Annotated in this window: 13 protein-coding genes; 11 read left to right on the top strand and 2 right to left on the bottom strand. The window is 69.2% G+C overall.

All coding sequences use genetic code 11. The features are described from left to right. The first annotated feature begins 678 nt into the window (after positions 1 to 678). From MMF94_RS05915 to MMF94_RS43690, 11 genes are all read left to right on the top strand, one after another. The gene (locus MMF94_RS05915) at positions 679 to 948 is read left to right on the top strand and encodes a hypothetical protein (RefSeq protein ID WP_241035246.1); all 270 of its coding nucleotides are present in this window, start codon (positions 679 to 681) and stop codon (positions 946 to 948) included. Continuing rightward, the gene (locus tag MMF94_RS05910; RefSeq protein ID WP_241035245.1) at positions 945 to 1,550 is read left to right on the top strand and encodes a DUF8175 domain-containg protein; all 606 of its coding nucleotides are present in this window, start codon (positions 945 to 947) and stop codon (positions 1,548 to 1,550) included. Before MMF94_RS05915 ends, MMF94_RS05910 begins: the two co-directional genes overlap by 4 nt. After that, the gene (locus tag MMF94_RS05905; RefSeq protein WP_241035244.1) at positions 1,547 to 2,704 is read left to right on the top strand and encodes a TrbL/VirB6 family protein; all 1,158 of its coding nucleotides are present in this window, start codon (positions 1,547 to 1,549) and stop codon (positions 2,702 to 2,704) included. The genes MMF94_RS05910 and MMF94_RS05905 overlap by 4 nt, the downstream gene beginning before the upstream one ends. Continuing rightward, positions 2,701 to 4,194: an SCO6880 family protein gene (locus MMF94_RS05900; protein WP_241035243.1), complete on the top strand. Its 1,494-nt coding sequence runs from the start codon at positions 2,701 to 2,703 to the stop codon at positions 4,192 to 4,194. Before MMF94_RS05905 ends, MMF94_RS05900 begins: the two co-directional genes overlap by 4 nt. Positions 4,195 to 4,216: 22 nt before the next feature. Further along, positions 4,217 to 5,644 (top strand): hypothetical protein, encoded by a 1,428-nt coding sequence (locus MMF94_RS05895; RefSeq protein ID WP_241035242.1) that lies wholly within the window; start codon positions 4,217 to 4,219, stop codon positions 5,642 to 5,644. Next, positions 5,641 to 6,528 (top strand): type IV secretory system conjugative DNA transfer family protein, encoded by an 888-nt coding sequence (locus MMF94_RS05890; protein ID WP_241035241.1) that lies wholly within the window; start codon positions 5,641 to 5,643, stop codon positions 6,526 to 6,528. Before MMF94_RS05895 ends, MMF94_RS05890 begins: the two co-directional genes overlap by 4 nt. Continuing rightward, positions 6,515 to 7,012: a DUF4913 domain-containing protein gene (locus MMF94_RS05885; RefSeq protein ID WP_241035240.1), complete on the top strand. Its 498-nt coding sequence runs from the start codon at positions 6,515 to 6,517 to the stop codon at positions 7,010 to 7,012. The genes MMF94_RS05890 and MMF94_RS05885 overlap by 14 nt, the downstream gene beginning before the upstream one ends. A gap of 88 nt (positions 7,013 to 7,100) precedes the next feature. After that, the gene (locus MMF94_RS05880; protein WP_241035239.1) at positions 7,101 to 8,165 is read left to right on the top strand and encodes a VldE C-terminal domain-containing protein; all 1,065 of its coding nucleotides are present in this window, start codon (positions 7,101 to 7,103) and stop codon (positions 8,163 to 8,165) included. Between the two features lie 546 nt (positions 8,166 to 8,711). Continuing rightward, positions 8,712 to 9,440 carry an alpha/beta hydrolase family protein gene (locus MMF94_RS05875; protein WP_241035238.1) on the top strand — a complete coding sequence of 243 codons (729 nt, stop codon included), beginning with the start codon at positions 8,712 to 8,714 and terminating at the stop codon, positions 9,438 to 9,440. A 426-nt stretch (positions 9,441 to 9,866) separates the two neighbouring features. Beyond that, positions 9,867 to 11,225 carry an ATP-dependent DNA ligase gene (locus MMF94_RS05870; protein ID WP_241035237.1) on the top strand — a complete coding sequence of 453 codons (1,359 nt, stop codon included), beginning with the start codon at positions 9,867 to 9,869 and terminating at the stop codon, positions 11,223 to 11,225. After that, positions 11,116 to 11,349 carry an ArsR family transcriptional regulator gene (locus MMF94_RS43690; protein WP_379660283.1) on the top strand — a complete coding sequence of 78 codons (234 nt, stop codon included), beginning with the start codon at positions 11,116 to 11,118 and terminating at the stop codon, positions 11,347 to 11,349. Before MMF94_RS05870 ends, MMF94_RS43690 begins: the two co-directional genes overlap by 110 nt. A gap of 154 nt (positions 11,350 to 11,503) precedes the next feature. Here MMF94_RS43690 and MMF94_RS05865 read toward each other — a convergent pair whose 3' ends face one another. Both MMF94_RS05865 and MMF94_RS05860 read right to left on the bottom strand, forming a co-directional pair. Further along, a complete protein-coding gene (locus MMF94_RS05865) occupies positions 11,504 to 12,064 on the bottom strand; it encodes a hypothetical protein (RefSeq protein WP_241035236.1) in 561 nt (186 codons plus the stop codon). Between the two features lie 164 nt (positions 12,065 to 12,228). Beyond that, a complete protein-coding gene (locus MMF94_RS05860) occupies positions 12,229 to 12,423 on the bottom strand; it encodes a helix-turn-helix domain-containing protein (RefSeq protein ID WP_241035235.1) in 195 nt (64 codons plus the stop codon). Between the last annotated feature and the right edge of the window lie 968 nt (positions 12,424 to 13,391).

Raw genomic sequence — 13,391 nt, 5'->3', positions numbered from 1 at the left:
GTGTCGTGCGCCGTGGTCACCGCGCGACCACGAGGCCGCCGTGCCAACGAACACGTCCCAGCCGCACCCCGACCCGACGCTTCCCATCGACACGAAGGGAGGTGGGTCGGTGACCGTGGTTGCCGGGCCGACGGAGGCGCCGATTACGCGACGCCATCGGGGAGCTGCGCGACGGGTCCGGTTGTCGGTTGCCGGTGTCGCGGGTGGCGTCGGCGCGACGACGGTCGCCACCGCCATCGGCGCCGTAGATGGCGGTGTGTTCGTTGGACGTCCGGTCGGCGTACTGGTCTGCCGAGCCACCGGCGACTCCTTGATCCGAGCCGGCCGCGCGGCACAGCTTGTGGCTGCAGCGACTGGGAGCAAGCCGGTGCTGGCGGTCACGGCGGCGGACGCCTCAGGCCCGAGCCGCCCAGTGACCGCCCGGCTGCGTCTCCTGGAGCCGCATGCGGTCGCGGTGGTTGTGCTGCCGTTCGTCCGCCGGTGGCGTGACCTCGCCACTCCACTTGACGAGGTACGCGGCCTACTCGCCCTCCCCCGGGCCGAGGTGCCCCGCTCAATGCGGCGCTACGCCGCCGCCCTGAACGACCTGTGCGCTGCCCTGGAGCGCCGCTCCCCGGCCACGGCCCGCCCGGCAGCTACGGCCGGGCGGGCCGCAATCCCCACTCGAGGAAGGACACCATGATCGCTCTCAGAACCATCGTTCCCAACCCACCGCCTACTGCTCCACCAGGCCTCGACGAGCTCGCAGGTGAGCTGCTCGGGTGGCTCAAGTGGGGCGTGATCGTCGCCGGGATACTCGGGATCTTCATCTGCGCACTGATGCTCATCATCGGCCGGCGCAACCGCTCAGCCACCGCCTACGAGGGCCTCGTCGGGTCGGCGTGGGTGATCGGGGGCCTCGCGCTGGCTTCGGTGGCGGCGCTGCTGGTGGGGGCGTTCCAGATATGACCAAGCGCCTCCTTCCACCTGCGATTGCCGCGACGGTCGTGCTGGCCGCCGCGGTCGGTTGCTCGACCACGCCCAGCCCCGAGGAGCCGACATCGGACGCGGTCGTGCTCGTCGCAGTGCCCGGCGGAGTAGGGGCCTCGTCGCTGCGGCACGGCCCCTTTCACGAGTTCAACGGCCGCGCGACGGGGTTCAGTCACGACGGGGTGGGCGCCGCACTAGCCGCGACCCACATCGGAGCCCGCACGGCCTCCGTTGCAGGGTCGGATGCCGTCGCAGCGACGCTCGACGAGCAGTGCTGGGGCGACGTAGCGCGTGCCCGTGAACGCCTGTTCACCGCTCTCCCCCGCCCCGACGCCCCATCCCGGGACATGGTCAGCGCGACGGCGATGTACTTCCGTGTCATCGCCGGCGACGCTCGCGGTGAGTTCGTGGTGCTGTCGTTGCTGGCCGATACCCCGCAGGCCCGTGCGCTGGGCGGCTTCTCCCGGGTCGACGCCACGATGCGCTGGTCCGGACTCGACTGGCAGCTGCGCGTGCCGGTCCCCCGCCCCAGCGTCTATCCCGATACCACCGGCTATCGCCTGCTCGGACCGACGCAGTGATCGCCCCCACGCAACCCGCAGAGGAGTGCGGAACCTTCGACCTGGGCTGCCAGGCAGGCCAGGCCTTCGGGTCGGTGTTACAGAGCATGATCGCCGAGGTCGCGCGCGGCGCGGCCGAGCTCGTGGTGACCACCGCGACATGGTGGGTGGAGACCGACAGCGTCGACCCCCGCGACCCAGCTGTCATCGCGGCGCAGGGCGCTACCCGCGACCTGATCCTGATCATCCTGGTCGCTTCGGTGCTGGTGCAGTCGATCCGGCTCATTCTCTCCCGTAAGGGCGAGCCACTGATCATGGTGGCGACCGGACTCATCCGCTACGCGGTCGTATCGGCTCTGGGGCTGGTCATTCTGCAGAGCGCGCTGCGCGCCGGCGACGCTCTGGCCAGTCAGCTGCTCGACGGCGCCGCGAACAACTTCGCCCTACTCATGCAACAAGTCCTCACCGATGGCGACGCCACGTTCCTAGTGCTGCTCGTCTCGCTGATCGCCGCGGTCCTCTCACTCGTGCAGTGGGTGCTCATGGCAATGCGCCAAGCCGGGCTGCTGGTACTGGCGGCGATGCTGCCCCTGGCCGCGGCCGGGTCACTGACCCGCTCCACCCGGGGCTGGTTGGACAAGCTAATCGTCTGGCTAATCGCGATGGTCGCCTACAAACCCGCGGCCGCCTTCATCTACTACATCGGCTTCTCCTACCTGTCCTCACCGAGCGCGGCCGAGGGCGGCAGCACCGCGACGATGATCACCGGACTCATGGTGCTGCTGCTCGCGGTGATCGCGATGCCGGTACTGCTGAAGTTCTTCGCCTGGTCCGGCACCCAGATCAGCGGCGGAGGCGGCAACGGCTCCGGGTTCCTCGGCGCCGCCGGCGCGATCGCCATGTCACAGGGCCACGGAGCAGGCGGGGCAGTCGGACGTGCCGCCACGATGGAGGCCAGCGGCCCCGGCTCCTACGCAACCTTCGGTGGCCAGGCAGCTCCGGGCGGTGCCGCCTTCAGCGGTGGACAGGTCGGCCCCGGCGCTGCCGCCGGCGCAGGTTCGGCCGGCGCGGCGTTAGGCGGCGCGGCAGCAGCAGCGGGCATCGCGGCGACAAAGGCCGCTCAAGGCGCCGCCGGACAGATGCTCGGCAAGCCGGACGCGGGAGACCGCGAATGAGCATCGACAACTCACGAAGCCTCGACAATAGGACGCGGCTGTACGGGAACTGGCGCGCCGAGCGCGGCTGGGGCATCGGGTCGCTGTCCACCTCCTCAACCATCGTGCTGTTCTGCGCGGTCCTGGCTCCGCTGCTGGCCGTGTCCGCCGTCCCGGCCGCAACGATCCCGCTGCTCGCGGCCTCGGCCGTCGTGGTTGCCGCGGTGGTCGTGCGCATCGGCGGCGTCAGCGCCACCGACGTGGTGCTTCGCCGCCTGCGGTTCCATCGAGCGCAAGCGGCGGGGTGGACGGAACTGTCCGCAGGGGTGCTGACCGAGCATCCCCGAGCGGCGGACCTGCCCGGCGTGCTCGCGCCGCTTCGCCCCCTCGATGTCGACGACGGCCGCGGCGGGCGGCACGCCCTGCTATGGCACCGTCGCACCGGCACGCTGACCGCGATCCTGCGCTGCTCGCCGATCGGCCTCGACCTCACCGACCCCGATCGTGCCGACACGTGGGTCGCCTCCTGGGGGGCGCTGCTGGCCGACCTGGGCTACCTGCCGCTGATCCGCCACATCGCCGTCACCGTGGACACCGCACCGGCCGGTGGCACCACGGTGCGCGACCACGTCGCCCGAGAACTCGACCCCGCCGCTCCCGCCCTGTCGCAGCGCATCCTCGCCGAGCTCGTCGATCTCACCCCGGCCACAACCGCCGACATCGACACCCGCGTGTCCGTGTGCCTAGACCCCGCTCGCGCCACCCCACGCCCTGCCGACCTGCTCGCCGCCGCGGTGGAAGTCGGACGTCGCCTACCCGCGATCGAGAACAGCCTCGCCTCATGCGGCGTCGCCGTCCTGGGTCGCGCCTCCACCGGCTGGATCACCGGCCGCATCCGCGCCGCCTTCGACCCCCACTTGCGCCCCGACATCACCCGCCTCACCGACACTGACTCGGTCCTGTCCTGGCAAGACGCTGGGCCGGTCGCGGCCCGTGAACGCTGGGACAACTACCGTCACGAGGGCGGCCTGTCTGTTACCTGGGCGTTGCGGGAGGCACCGCGGCAGGCCGTCGGCTCCGGCGTGCTCGCCCCGCTGCTCGCCCCTGGCCCGTTCCCCCGCCGCACCACCTGGCTGTACCAGCCCTACCCAGCCGACCAAGCCGCAGCGAAGGTGGAAACCGAGGTCACCTCGGGGCAGGTGCGCCGCGCCTGGGCCGAACGCACCCGCCGAGACGAAACCCAGCGCGAACGCGACGACCGCGCCCGCGCCCTTCAATCCGCACGCGAAGAGGCCCAGGGCGCCGGCGTCGGCCGATTCACCCTCTACGTCACCACCACCGTGACCCACGACGACGACCTACCCGCCGCCGTAGCCGACGTCGAACAGCGTGCCGGCCAATCGAAGCTGAGGCTGCGCCGCCTGCGCGGGGCCCAGGCCGCCGGCTTCGCCACCGCGCTCGGTGTCGGTATCGACCCGGCCGACCTGCTGACCCACCGCCGCGGCCGCTGACCACAAAAGATCGGACCACGCGATGACCACACCCGACCACGACCCGATCCCCCGCGCCTGGGGATGGCCGGTCCGCGGCGGAGGACGGGCCGGGCACGTCGAAGCCGGCCACCGCTTCGCCGCCACCACCAGCCAGGTCTGCGGCCTGTTCCCCTTCGCCACCCCCTCCGGCAGCGACGTGCGCGGCGTCCCCATCGGCCGACACCTGCACACCGCCGAACCGGTCGGACTCGACCCCGCACACTGGCTACGCACCGGCCTGGTCTCCAACACCGGAGTCTGGGTCCAAGGCCAACCCGGCATCGGGAAATCCTCGATCACCAAACGCATGCTCACCGGCCTCGTCGGCTTCGGCATGCGCGCCGTCATCCCCGGCGACGTCAAAGGCGAATACACCGCCCTCATCACCGCCCTCGGCGGCTCGGTCTGGCACATCGGCCGCGGACTACACGCCCTCAACCCACTCGACGCCGGCCCACTGCGCACCACCATCGCCACCGCCCCAGCCACCGACCGCACCCGCCTGATCGAAACCCTCCGAGCTCGCCGGCTGTCACTGCTCGAGGCACTGATCACGATCGTCCGCCACGACGAACCCGACGTCACCGAACGCCGGCTACTCGGCGCGGCCCTCGACATCGCCGTCGACGCCGCGCACGGACGCGAGCCGCTCATTCCCGACGTGCTCACCGTGCTGCTGTCCGCCGCATCCCCGCTCCAGCTGATCGCAGCATCCGCCGACGACAGCGACTACCGGCGTCTGACCCGCTCGCTGACCAACGCACTCGGGCTGCTGTGCGAAGGTGCGATCCGCGGCATCTTCGACCGGCCCAGCAGCGCCCGTTTCGACCCCACCACCCCGGCGCTGTCCCTGGACATCAGCGCCCTGGACGACGATGACGACGACGTCGTCGCCGCCGCGATGCTCTGCTCCTGGGCATGGTCCGCCGCCCTGACCGATGCCGCCGCCTACGGCGATCACCGTCGCAACGTGGTGCAGGTGCAAGACGAGCTGTGGCGCGCCCTGCGCGTCGCTCCCGGGCTGGTGGAGAGGTCAGATCGCATCACCCGCCTCGGGCGACACCGCGGCGTCGTGTCCTTCCAAGTCACCCACTCCCTCGACGACCTCGAAGCCCTACCCACCGAATCCGACCGCGCGAAAGCCCGCGGCATGGCCTCCCGCAACGGCGTGCTGCTCCTCGGCGGCATGGCCGCGAAAGAACTCGACGGACTGCGCCGGATCACCGCGCTCAGCCAGGGCGAGGCCGCGCTGATCACCTCCTGGGCGGCACCCCCGACCTGGCATGCCGGGCGCATCCACCCCGGGCGAGGCAAGTACCTGATCAAGTCCGGACAGCGGGTCGGACTGCCTGTTGCGCTCACCCTGACACCGACCGAGCTCGCCCTGCACGACACCGACCGCGCCTTCCGCCGCAAAGAGCAGACGTGACACCGGGGCTGCTCCGCGAGGCGACGGCACCACTGCTGCTCCTCGGCGCAATCGGGTCCGTCGCAGTTCTCGTCGGAAACACCTGGGTGGCTGCGAGCGCCGCCGCGCTGGTCGGCATCGGAGTCTGGGTCGCACCTGCGGTTGACCTCGAACTACTGGTCCGCCTGGCGCGCGCGGGCGCAGCCGGAGTGCTCGCGCCGGGCGCCAGCGCGACCACGTTCTACAGCGTCTTCTCGCTGCTGCTCCTGATCGAGGCGTGTCCGGCGTTCGTTGTCGGCCGCGTCATCGCCAGACACGGGGCACCGGGGGATCCGCGGCGTGCGATGTTGCGTTCCACGGAGCTGGGCGATCTGACCGGTGCGGCCGCGGTCCGCCGGGCGCGACAGCTGAGACCCGGTGCCCGCGAGTTCGGCAGCTCCGATCATGGGCTGCGGCTGATGTCGGTCGACCGGCGGCCGGTGTCGATGTCCTGGGAGGACGTTGGCCTGGTCATCATGGGGCCGCGGTCGAACAAGACCAGCGCGCTGGCCGTGCCCACCGTGCTCGCCGCACCCGGCCTGGTCGTCGCCACCTCGAACAAGGCCGACCTGTGGGCCCTGACCGCCGGGATGCGCGGGCAGGCCGGTCCGGTCTGGACGTTCGACCCGCAACGCATCGCCCATGCTCGGCAGACCTGGTGGTGGGATCCGCTGCGCAGCATCGCCGACGCCGACCCGGCCGAACGCGTCGAAGCCGCCGCGCGGCTCGCCGGGCACTTCATCGGCACCATCGGCGGCGACCGACGTGACCCGTTCTTCCACGCCGCAGGAGAACAGGTCCTCACAGCACTCGGTCCCGACAACCCCGTCAACCGTCCAAAGGAGCCAGAGGATGACCACGCCTGATGACCGGCTGATCGCCGAGCTGTGCGCCCGCGTCCAAGCCCTCGAAGCCTGGCGCACCCACCAATCCGATCAACTCGACGAACTCCTCAACAGCATCCCCACCGCCGAGCCGGTCGACATGACACTCGCCGAGGACGACGAACAGCTCGACACCGACGCCCTGATCGACTGGGTCCACGACACCGTCACCTCAGTAATCGCCCGACCCCTGCGCGGCGAACTCACCTGGTGCCCGTTGTGGTGGGAACACCCCGAAGCCGTCTTCCGCCTCGAAGCACTCCGCCGCGCCTGGACCGAACTCGCGCCCGAACCCGGTACGGCCATGTCCATCTGGATCCGCGACCACCTCGACCCCTGCCTGCGCGAACTCCTCACCCCACTCGGCCCCTTCGCCGACTGCACCCACAACGAGCGCTACCGCGCCCTCAACGGACACACTCCACTCCCCACACTGCCAACAAAGACACCCGAGCAGACCGACTGAGCTCGTGCGCACAGCTGCCATCGTCGGCACTGGCCTCGTCGCGGCACTGCTCGTTCCCCTGCTCGTCATCGGCGCCCTGCTGGGCGGCATGAGCACCTCGGCATCGTCGATCGGGGTCAACACCGCGGCCGTCCCAGCGCTGGCGGCTGAGTCCCTCGACATCATCACCTCAATCACCAGCACGAGCTGTCCCGAACTCCCGCCGGTCTGGGTAATCGCCCACGTCCAAGCCGAGTCCAGCTGGAACCCGACAGCGTTCAGTACCGACCGCAACGGCGGCGCCGCCGGGCTCTACCAACTCAACGAGACGAACTGGCGAGATGCCGGCGGCGCCGCCTGGACCAGCAGCCCACCGCCGCCCAATGCCAGCATCCTCCAGCCAAAGGAACACCTGCGCCTCGCGATCCCCTGGGTCTGCCGCAACCTGCGCCTCGCCGCCGCGCACCTGCGCGCTACCGGGAAACCGACGACACCGCTAGACGGCATGCTGGTCTGCCACATCGCCGGATGCGGACGCCTCACCGGCTCAGCCACCGGCATCCCGAACCCAGGCGAGGCCGGCTGCGACACCTCCTGCATCGAGCTCATCAGGAAATACATCGACCACGTTCACGCCCTCGTCGAGCAATACAGCGCCCCAGCCGGACCGGTCTCCATCAACGACCTCCCGGCACCGACATCATTCACAGGAGCCAGTACCACCTGCACCGCCATTGACCCCACCGGCGGGCGGTGCCTCACTCCGGCCACCCGCCACGCCCACGACGAAATCATCCGCGCCCTCGGCAAGCCCGGCCCCGACGCCCCGATCCGCTCCGCCGGCTGCTGGGACGAACACGCATGGAACCCCGACAGCGACCATTCCCGCGGAACTGCCTGCGACTACTTCCCGGCCAGCGCGGGACAATTCCCCGAGGGGGACGACCTCCAGAACGGCTGGCGACTCGCGACCTGGCTCCGAACTCACGCCGCTGCACTTCGGGTGAAGTACGTGATCTGGCAAGGCCGGTTCTGGTCACCCGACACACCGGACACCAACGGCTGGGGACGGCCTTACACCGGCGGCGGAATCTACGACCCCAACGACGTCACCGGCAGCCACTACGACCACATCCACCTCAGCATCCTGAACGGACGCGGCCTGGCTCCATAGCACTAGCGTCGCGTCTCGGAAGTGGATTGACGATGGCTATGGCGATGATTGTGTCGGCTGTTTGGTCCGGACTCACGTTGGCAACGTTCGACCAGCCGATGATGAACGCCACATTGGCCTCGACGAGCTCACGCATGGAGCTATCCGAAACCGAAATATTTCAGGCGGCTTGGAGCGATCTAGTACTGCACCGGCACTTCCGTGTGTCGTGAGAGGCTGAGCCCGGAGACGCTGGGGCATGTCCCGGTGCCAGCCGCTGACCAAGGTGTGCCTTCGCCGTGCTGCGATCACGCCTCAGGCCGAAGCCCTTGACTGCACGCCCTTGGCGTTGAGGCGAGTGGCTGCGTGGGGTCCGGGCACGGAGCCTGCGCGAAAACCCGTTGGCGGACCACGGCGACCACAGCTACTTTCCCGGCGGCCGTGTGAGAGATCGAGGAGGTGGTACCCGTGAACGCAGTATCGACATGGGGGCTCCCCCTCGGGGTCACGGCCGGGCGATAGGTCGTCCGGGAGCGCCGTTCACGAGCACTCCCGAAAGGTACGACCATGCGATTCACTTCCGAACAGCGCCTCGACGACGGCGTCCTCGAACGCGGGTTCACCCTCGGCGAGATCCCCGGCATCCTGTGGACGCCCGGATCCGCATCCGCACCGGCCCCGCTGATCCTGCTCGGCCACCCCGGCGGACTGCACAAGATGTACCCTCGACTGGTTGCCCGGGCCCAGCACTCCGCGGCCGAGGGCTTCGCCGCGGCCACCATCGAGCTCCCCTGGAGCGGTGACCGACCTCGTTCCGCCGCCGCCCAGGAGGCCCGCGCCGACCTGCGCCGGGCGCTGGAGGCCGGCGAGCCGGTCGACGACGAGATCGTCGACCGGCTCGTCCTGCCGCTGGTCGAAAAGGCGGTCCCGGAATGGCGGGCCGCCCTAGATGCCCTGCTTTCGCTGCCCGAGATCGGCGGCCCGGTCGGGTACGCGGGAGGGGTGATCGCCATCGGCATCCGGCTGGCGGTGGTCGAGCCGCGCATCTCGGCCGCCCTTCTGTTCGCCGGGAGCTTCGTGCCCCGCATCCTGTTCGAGGAGGCCCGGCAGGTCACCATTCCGCTGCAGGTCCTGCTGCAGTGGGACGACGAAGGAAACGACCGGCAGATGGCCCTGGACCTGTTCGACACCTTCGGCACCAAGGAGAAGACCCTGCACGCCAATATGGGCGGACACACCGGCGTCCCGCAGTTCGAGGGGGACGGGAACCGGTTCTTCGCCCGGCACCTGAAGTGAGGCCGGGCCGTCAGGCCGGCAGCAGACGATAGGAGCTGTCGGTCGGGATGCCGCTTCGAGGACAGGCCCCGGCCTTCCTCGATGGCGGTGGCCAGCAGATGCGGTGCGGGCAGCGTTGTCGATTCTGCAATCTTTGTCCGAACAACTCACCTACTCAGGGACCGGACCTAGTACTGCAGTTGATCAGTCGGGCGGTCGTTCGCCGCGGCGGTAGTGGCAGGCGCTGACTTGGTGTTGGCCGGATCCGGTCGACCTTGTCGAGGGTGGTGCCGCTGTATCCGGTACCGATGGCCGCGACCTTCCTAGTGGCACGGGACGCCGCATTTGGCTCGTCCAACTCGGACGAGCCAACGTCGCGAGCCAGGACACCCCATTGCGGAGAGCCCGCCGCAGGTCACCGCTCTGTGACCGGCTTACCGTCCCCAGGTGCTCCGCCCGCCGCTCCAGCCGATGGTCGCCCGACCAGCGCCGGACCTGCCCACAGCAGGGCCGTGGGCATTCGAGCCGAAGTTCGACGGGTTCCGGGCGCTCGCCACCGCGGACCGAGGGCGAGTGCGGCTCCACTCCCGCCAGCACCGGCCCCTGACCCGCTACTTCCCCGAGATCGTCGCCGCGATCGCCGACCGGTTCGCCGGCCACGTCGTGCTCGACGGCGAACTCGTCATCTGTCGGGCCGGCGGGCTGGACTTCATGGCGCTGCAACGCCGCCTCACCAATGCACGCCGGGCCGCGGCCGAGACACCCGCCACGTTCGTCGTGTTCGACGTGCTCGCCGCAGGAGGCACCGACCTGCGTGCCCACCCCTACCGGGTGCGCCGCGCCCTGCTCCTCCGGCTGCTCGACGACGCCGCCCCACCTCTCGCGGTCGTCCCGATGACCACCGACGCCGACGCAGCCCGGGCATGGCTCACAGGGCACCTCGACGCCGGCATCGAAGGTGTCGTCGCGAAACGCCTCGACCACAGCTACCTACCGGCGAGGCGGGCCTGGCGGAAGGTCAAGACCAAGACCAGTGCGGAGGCCGTGGTCGGCGGCGTGCTCGGCTCGATCGCCACCCCGGTGTCCTTGGTACTCGGCCGCTACGACAAGACCGGACGTCTGCGGGTGGTCGGGCGCACCGGGACACTCCCACGCGACACCAGACCCGCGCTGGGTGCCCTCCTGCGCCCTGCCGGGCAGCAACATCCGTGGCCCGCTGTTCTGCCACCGGCGAGGTTCGGCGACGCCGCTCCCGTCGAATACACGCCGGTGGAGCCGACGCTCGTTGTGGAACTCGCTGTCGACGCAGCAGTGGAGTGGTGCGGAGTCGGCCAGTGTGGCGGCATCCAGCCACATTCCGGCGGGTACGGCACGACCTCCAAGTCGACGACCTCAGGTAGCCCGCGGCGAGGGTTGGCCGCAAGGTCGTCGGTCGGGCCTGGTTTGCAATCGAGTCGCTCAGACAGCGTCAAACGGTGGAGCGATCACGACCTCACGTACGGAGTCGTGATCGATCAAAGGTGTGCCTGCGACGACAACGTTCGCCCGCTCCCATGGGCGGTCAACAGCCAGAAAATGCAGCTCCGTGCGCTACCCAGCGCGTGGCGTCGGCGCGCTATCGACCGCTGGGACCCGTGCAGCACCTGGCAGCGCCATCCGTCTGCTGGCGCGGCCACGCGCTCAACTGCCCGAGGCACTGCGATCGCCCGCCACAGGCACAGACCTGGCGTGCCCACTACAGATCACGCCCAGCGCGGTATCGCAACATCTCAGAGTTCTGCGCGACGCCGGCCTCTTCACTGGTGAACGCCACGGTCGCGCCGTGCTGTACCTGACCGCCCGGAAACTGACCAACCCGCTGACTCACCTCGCCGCAGCGCTCTTTGCCGAGCCCAACCCGAGCGTGTCCAAGGCCGTGCTGCACGCCTAGGGCGCCTCACCCGCGGCCCTATTGCTGCTGCTCGCTGCGAAGCCGCGCACCGTGGCCGCCGCCCTCGCCCTGCTTCCCGAGGGGCCGGCGCGCCAAATAAGTACAGGTCCTTGACGAAGGCGCCCTTCGACCTTTCTGGCGCCAGCTACGAGCTTCACCGACGGAGCAGAACGACCGTCAAGCCCGAGCGCTGCGCTCGACGAGCTATGCCAACTGCAGTCACGGCGACGGCGAGATACGCGATGGGGAGTAAGAACCACAGCAACTGCGTATCGGGACGTCGCAACACGGGACGCGTGATGCCCATCGGACCAGGGCCAAATCGACACTTGAGCGAAGCCGCCGACAACTGTAGAGAAGCAGGCGGCACGGCTATATCTGCGTCGAACGCTCGATACACACGCACGTGGATTGCGTCGACAGGCAGCCGCATTGATGACCACGCAACCTGCCCCAGCCGGTCTACGGCATCCCGGTAGGAGAGCAGCTTCCCATCAACGTCATAGCACGCCTGCGCGCTCGCCTCGAGCACTACTAGCGGCCCTGACATGCGCCGCTCCATCAGGACGCCGGTGCAGCGGTCGCGCATACCGACGTCTCCGGACTTTGCCAGGTCACAGGAACAGATCGTGAGCAGGATAAGCAGAGCGTTGGCGGCGATCCATGTCCGATACATGCGTCGAGACTCGATGAACACCGCGACGCCCGACAGCACTTGCTCGGAACATGTGGACAGCCGTCACACATGTCCTCCGACGCACGACTCGAGCCATCTGCCGCCAGCGCCGACACCGGGTAGGGGTGATAAGGGGCGCGCTCGGCGCAATTAGCACGGTGAGTCGCCAAGGATCAACGGCCGACACTCTCAGTGCCCGACGATTAGCCGCCCTTGCCCTGCTCTCGCAGCTCGCGCATCTGTCGCTGGATGTCGTCCAGGTCCCACCTCAGATGACCGCTCGGGAGCACCACCGTCGCCTTGAGCAGCCCCTGTTTTGCGTAGCGGGCGAGTGTGCGCCGGTCGATCCCCAGATGCTCAGCCGCTTGCGCGGTTGTCAGGAGCTTCGCGTCCGGCACCCCAGCCACGCTAGGTGACCAGCGGGGTCAGACATACGTGTCAGAGTCATCCGGGTCGACTGAGTCAGTTGTCTCAGTTGGGTCACTTGTTCTACCCTGCGTATGTGGACCGCTACCGGTGGCAGACGCTTATAGCCGTGTTGGCTTCGATGCCTGATCTCGTCACGGCCTTGACTGCCACCCACCAGCCCGATCAACACGGCCGGTGCCGGGGATGCACGGTGGGCGGCACAGGGCGGCCCGGGGCACGGTGGCCGTGTGGCCTAGCGAACGCAGCAAGGGAAGCCGGTGAGCGAAATCATGGGCGCCACTGAGGTAAATAAGTGTGGCCCAGTAATCGCTCGCCATCGACAACATCAGCGCGTGCCCCGACTACAAGCAACTCTCGACACCGACGTAGCCGTATGCCGTCACTGACGTCGCGTGATACCGGGCAGGCTCGCTGCCCGGCAGAGCTCGGGCAATAGATCAGAGTTTGCGGGCGGTCGAGCCTCGCCACGCGACCTACACGGGCTGCCCTCGACGATCCTCTTCGAGATAGCGCGTCCGAGCCGGTCGATTCGTCGTGGCCGGCCAGGAGCGGATGAGCGTTGTGAGGTAGATGCAGGAGGTTGCGAAACCGCGCTACCACTCCGGACCTGATACTCCGCCTTCGGCTCGGTCCAAGGCGCACGCTTGCCGCTGCCGCCGCAAGCTCGCATCGTTTCGTAAGCCGTCAGCCCGCGCAGCGCTCACGCACTCGTTGACCCCCACGCGCGTGATGATCCAGCGGGTGACAGCCCGTTCGGCGAGGAGCTGCCCGACGTCCCCGGCGAGGGCGACAGTTAGGTCGCGGACGGCTTCACGGGCTTCGTGACTGAAGCCAGAGGCGGCGGACCCGTGGCGATTGTCGATGTGCTTACCGGCGTTGACGGCGAGCTGGTCGATGTCAGGCATGGCACCCCCTGCGTAGTCCGGTCGTGGATCGC

This window comes from Pseudonocardia alaniniphila, from assembly GCF_022524485.1.
GTDB lineage: Bacteria > Actinomycetota > Actinomycetes > Mycobacteriales > Pseudonocardiaceae > Pseudonocardia > Pseudonocardia alaniniphila.
The sequence above is the reverse complement of the archived record's forward strand: the minus strand, read 5'-3'. Positions and strand labels throughout refer to the sequence as shown.